This window comes from Bacillus sanguinis (genome assembly GCF_018332475.1).
Taxonomy (GTDB): Bacteria; Bacillota; Bacilli; order Bacillales; family Bacillaceae_G; genus Bacillus_A; species Bacillus_A sanguinis.
This window is the reverse complement of sequence record NZ_BOQB01000339.1, coordinates 1-5,558: the sequence shown is the minus strand read 5'-3', so window position 1 is coordinate 5,558 and position 5,558 is coordinate 1. Positions and strand designations below refer to the sequence as shown.

The following is a 5,558-nucleotide window of genomic DNA, read 5'->3' as shown; positions in this document are numbered from 1 at the left end:
ATACTTGTCATGATTATCTTACCGTTTTACGCCATTTTTCAAATAATCTCTTTCATGATGAATAGGTGGCAAAAGCAATTGAAAGGAGCAGCTTTATGAAATCTATTTGGAAATCAAAACGCTTTTTAATCGGCTTTACTTATTTATTCATACTTGTTTCAGCTAGTTTTATTTATAGTTGGTTCTTTAAAGATAACATCCCAAAAGCTCCCCAGTTACTTTACAATGACAATAACGAATTGCTTGGAAAGGCTCCCTTTCCACCATCATTAATACCGCCTTTTGGATCGGATCGTTTTGGAGAGTCTGTGTTCTTACAAATTATAGAAGGAGCAAAATTCACTATCTTATTAGCTGTGGCAATTAGCTTCTTTCGCATATTATTCGGAACATGTATAGGAATCCTCTTAAGTTTATATGCGCCAAAATTCAAGAGGTTTTTCCAGGCATGCTCAGAAGTTTTTTACTATATTCCTACTTTATTTATCGCATTTATACTCATCACACCTGTTAATATTGTAATCGTATCAAATGCTGATAGATTAGATCCAAATATTTCATTTGCGTTTTATCAAGTGCTCGTACTTATTTTCGTCGCTCTGCCTACACTTTCTTTATATATATCTTCAGAGGTTGATGAATTTATGAAACAAGATTACATTTTAAGTTCCCAATTACTGGGAGCTAGCCGCTTTCATATTATCAAAAAACACTTACGAGTCTTATTACTTGACCGCTTATTTGTGTTATTTATGGAACATATCGTCCAAACTCTCATACTCGTTATCCATTTAGCGTTGCTTGACATTGTAATTGGCGGGATTCAAATGCGAGAACTCTATGATGGAGTGCTCAAACCTGTTTCTCTATCTAACGATTGGGCAGGCCTTATTGGGTTAAATCGTTATGAAATGAATCTTTCATGGTGGATTATTTTTTATACTCTCGTTTCATTCTTTATTACGATTCTATTTATTAAGCTTATGACAATCGGGATTCAAGATGCACTGAAAGCAAGAGATTCACAAGCGGTAGCAATTCAAACCGTTCCAGATCATAAAAAGTTTGTTAAAAGTAAAGATTCTTTTTCATTTGCAGATAAAGTGAACCTTTAATCATTTCTCATTAAACGGTATTGATATAAAAAGAGCTGATCCCTGTTGAATGCAGGGATCAGCTCTTTTCTGCCGTCTAACTTTTTTACATATCTTTAGCTAGACTCATACTTTTTATATTTAAAACGAATTATTTACAATCACAATTATGCTGTTTAAAATCGATTACCATACGTCCTTGAATTCTACCTTGTTCCATTTCTTCGAATACATTTTGTACTTTATCTAGAGAACAAGTTTGAACAACCGGCACTACCTTTCCTTCTGCACCGAACATGAACGCCTCCTCTAAGTCCTTACGAGTACCAACTAAAGAACCAACTACTTCAATTCCATCTAGTACAAGTCGTGGAATGTTTAAATCCATAGTTTCTACTGGTAAACCGACTGCAACGACTTTACCACAAGCACGTACTGCATCAACTGCTGAATTGAATGCTACTTTAGAAACGGCTGTTACTACAGCTGCATAAGCACCACCAAACTCCTCTTGCACAATCTTATCAGCAGGACCTTGAGAAATTGGATTGATAGTCATATCCGCACCAACCTCTTTTGCTAAGGCTAATTTATCGTCATTAATATCTACTGCAATTACCTTTGCACCAAATACGTTTTTAGCATATTGAATAGCTAGGTTACCTAATCCACCACAACCATAGATGACGATAGGTTGACCGGGTTTAATATCTGATACTTTTATTGCTTTATATGTAGTTACGCCCGCGCATGTGATTGATGATGCTTGAGCAGGATCTAATCCTTCTGGTACTTTCACCGCATAATCAGCTGTAACAATACATTGTTCAGCCATACCACCATCTACTGAATAACCAGCATTCTTAACTTCACGGCAAAATGTTTCTCTACCAGTTACGCAATATTCACAACGTCCACAAGATTGGAACATCCATGCAATACTTACACGGTCACCTATCTTTAGTGAAGTTACATCATCAGCAATTTTCGTAACAATACCTACACCCTCATGACCAAGAATACGGCCATCTGTGTTTCCAAAATCATGATTTGCAACGTGTAAATCAGTATGACAAACCCCACAATACTCTACATCTACTAGCGCTTCACCTGAGTGTAACGGACGTAATTCCTTTTCAATAACTTCAATATTTGCTTTACTATTTTTATTTACTACTACTGCTTTCATATGTGATTTCCCCTTTAGTGTTTTAGAATTTTAATGAGTTCATCTCACAATTTCTACCTGCACTGTTTCGGCCAATTATTGCACCAAATTTAAATGTTCAATCATCATTACACGTTCATCATAACATGTAATTTTAAAAGCTTATTGTTAAATTTTGAACAATATTTGAATTATTAACCAAATGTTTATTTGAAGGAAAAACTGAAATTGCATCTACGTATATAGTTTATTAGAACTCTACGCGGGGATATAAGACTCCATTAATACAGATTTTTTAAAACAAGAAACTATAATCATCAATTTTTAATAGAAGACTACTGACCAATATAAAAAGCCCTTCATCTGAAGGACTTTTTATATTCGTTTCATCGAAATTGTTTCACGTATACTTTGTAAATTTTGTAACGTGTCTTCTTGGCGTTGTAACGATAACCCAACGTATAAAGTATCTAACAAACTTAACTGTGCTAATCTTGATGAACTTGCTTCTGTGCGGAATTCCGTCTCACGTGTTGAAGTATATAAAGTAATATTTGCAAGTTGACTTAATGCTGATTTCTGATAGCTCGTAATTGCAATAATGTGAGCTCCCCTTGCTTTCGCTACCTCTAACGCTTCCAGTAACCCTTTATTGCTACCAGAATGGGAAATTGCAATCACCACGGCTTCTTTATTAAGTAAACCCGCACCCATAATTTGAAAATGTGAATCTGTATGAGCAATACAAGAAATACCCGTTCTCATAAATTTATGATATGCATCCATCGCAATAATACCAGAACCACCATTTCCATAAAACTCAATACGGCTTGCGTCTTGCAATACCTTTACAGCTTGCTCTAGTGCTGTATCATTTAACAAATGTAATGTATCTTGCAGTCCTGTAATATGCGAATGAAAAACTTTTTTAGCAACAGTTACCATACTATCTTCTGCAGATACTTCTTCATGAATATTTTGCATAGGAGTATGTACAATTTCACGAGCTAATGTAATCTTTAAATCTTGAAACCCTTGAAATCCAAGGTGCTTACATAAGCGGAATATCGTAGCTTCAGAACTATTCGTAACTTCAGCTAATTCTGTAATAGATTTATGTACAACATCTTGTGGATGTTTCAATATATGTTCGGCAATACTTCGCAATTTCGGTGATAAACCGTTTAACGAAGCCTGAATCTTTCCAATCCCACTTCTTGTACCTGGCATACCATATCTTCCCCTTCCATCGTAGTTTTATTGTACCTAATTATCGAAAGAAGAAAAACCTTTATTTGGCACTACTATAAATTGAAACTTTAATCAGTGAATGTATTGTACATCTTCCACTGATTATAAACCCGCAAATAGCAGGATAATTTTTAAATACTCCTATGTATTCTGTCATAACATAGTACATAATTATTCATATTTATTATTTTTTCCATGTTTCACCGCATATAATGCAGCCTGCGTACGATCATCCACTTCCAATTTAGCTAAAACATTTGAAACGTGTGTTTTCACAGTCTGTTCTGTAATATGAAGCTCTGCTGCAATTTCCTTATTACTTCGCCCTTTCGCAATTTCACGAAGTACTTCTTGCTCTCTTTTCGTTAACATGGAAAAAGGGCTTTCTTTTTCTTTCTTGACTGCTGACCGTCCTAATAGTGCCGGTGTTACTTTCGGATGAAAATTCGCATTTCCTTCATGTACTGCAATGATAGAAGCGACAAGTTGCTCAGGCTGTACTTCTTTTAATTGATAACCATCTGCTCCAGCTTCCAGTGCTGGTAAAACATAATCTTGCTCTGAAAAACTACTTAATATAAGTATCTTTATTGTTTCATCATATTGTTTTATCCGTTTTGTTGCTTCAATACCATCCATCTTCGGCATTGATAGATCCATTAATACTACATGTGGCCTTTCCGTTCGGACGAGTGTTAATGCCTCTTCGCCATTTTCTGCTTCCCCAACAATTTCAAATTCTTCTCTCGTTTTCAAAAAGAATACAAGTCCTCTTCGAACGATATGATGATCCTCAACTAGTAGTAATTTAATCTTCAACCTTCTTCTCCCCTTCAAACTGGCAATTGAATTTCAATTTTTGTACCCTTATTCAGCTCAGTTTTTATTTGAAATGATCCCCTCATTAAATGAATACGTTCCTTCATATTTTTTAAACCAAGCGCTGACTCTCTTACGTGATTTTGTATAAATCCTATTCCGTTATCCTCTATGTAAAAATATAACTGGTTATTTTCTATTTTTAAAAGAACATTTACCTTTTCACATGAAGCGTGTTTTTTACAATTATGTATTGCTTCTTGACTAATACGCCATAAAACTTCTTCTATTTCATCTCCAATTGAAATCATTCCATCAATTCGAACTTCCACTTGAATCCCTAACAACTTTCCGTAATTTTTAATTGCTTCCGCTAAACCTTTCTCTAATCCTTCCGGCCTTAATTGCCAAATTAAAAGTGTCATCTCTTGTAACGCTTCTTGTGATAACTCTCCAATATAACTTAACATTTCTTGCAAGTCTCTATCTTGCGTCATATTTAGAGTACCTTTTGCTGTTAGCATAATAGAAAATAACAATTGTTTTACTGAATCATGTAAATCACGGGCTAATCGATTTCTTTCAGCTACCACTACATATTTACGTTCTTTCTCTACTAACTGAATACGTTGTATTGTCGTTCCTATTTGAAATGCAATTGATTCTAATAATGCTAACTCTTCCTCTGAAAAATGTGTTTTTTGAGGAGAGGCCACATTTAATAGACCAAACTTCTCTGATCCAGACCTAAGGGGAATTGTCGCATGATGCGTAACATCTTCGGTCTCTCCCCAATTACATTCAATCGCATCCTCTATTCGCTTACATTCAATAATATTTGTTGCTTTTTCTAATCTCCCATTCACAAAACGCTCTACACACCAACAGTCTCCTTCACACATCGGCTTCTTTTCTTTCCACATAAGAGCTGGAGGTAAATTTTGGTCTACAAGCATACGGTGCTTTCCACTTTGATCGATAAAGAATATCCACCCTGTTTGTAAATTCATAACTTGTAACAATGTATGTAACACTTTTTCTAACATGTCTTGTAAGTCTGTTGCTTCATTTAATAATTCAGCAATCGCTTTTAATGCTTTTAAACGATGCATCTCTTTTTCTTCAAAATTCATTTTCATCACCAACTATCATTATAACATTAAGAAATTTCTAAAATATACAAATAAAGAAAGAACTGAATTTCTTCAGCTCTTTCTTTAAATCAA

The 5,558-nt window shown here is 34.8% G+C and carries 5 protein-coding genes and 1 pseudogene; 2 read left to right on the top strand and 4 right to left on the bottom strand.

The features are described from left to right. Window positions 1–99, top strand: a pseudogene (locus KI369_RS29945) (ABC transporter permease subunit); the annotation flags it as partial. Continuing rightward, window positions 96–1,115: an ABC transporter permease gene (locus KI369_RS25380; protein ID WP_212958093.1), complete on the top strand. Its 1,020-nt coding sequence runs from the start codon at window positions 96–98 to the stop codon at window positions 1,113–1,115. The pseudogene KI369_RS29945 and the gene KI369_RS25380, both read left to right, overlap by 4 nt. A 130-nt stretch (window positions 1,116–1,245) precedes the next feature. Here the strand turns inward: KI369_RS25380 and adhP are convergent, their stop codons facing one another. From adhP to KI369_RS25360, 4 genes are all read right to left on the bottom strand, one after another. Then, window positions 1,246–2,283 (bottom strand): alcohol dehydrogenase AdhP, encoded by a 1,038-nt coding sequence (gene adhP / locus KI369_RS25375; RefSeq protein ID WP_002012687.1) that lies wholly within the window; start codon window positions 2,281–2,283, stop codon window positions 1,246–1,248. 354 nt (window positions 2,284–2,637) lie between these two features. Next, a complete protein-coding gene (locus KI369_RS25370; RefSeq protein WP_212958090.1) occupies window positions 2,638–3,492 on the bottom strand; it encodes a MurR/RpiR family transcriptional regulator in 855 nt (284 codons plus the stop codon). 192 nt (window positions 3,493–3,684) lie between these two features. Then, window positions 3,685–4,332, bottom strand: a complete 648-nt coding sequence (locus KI369_RS25365; RefSeq protein ID WP_212958088.1) for a response regulator — start codon at window positions 4,330–4,332, stop codon at window positions 3,685–3,687. 14 nt (window positions 4,333–4,346) lie between these two features. Then, entirely contained in the window at window positions 4,347–5,465 is a 1,119-nt protein-coding gene (locus KI369_RS25360; RefSeq protein WP_483297920.1) for a GAF domain-containing sensor histidine kinase, read from the bottom strand. Window positions 5,466–5,558 lie beyond the last annotated feature (93 nt).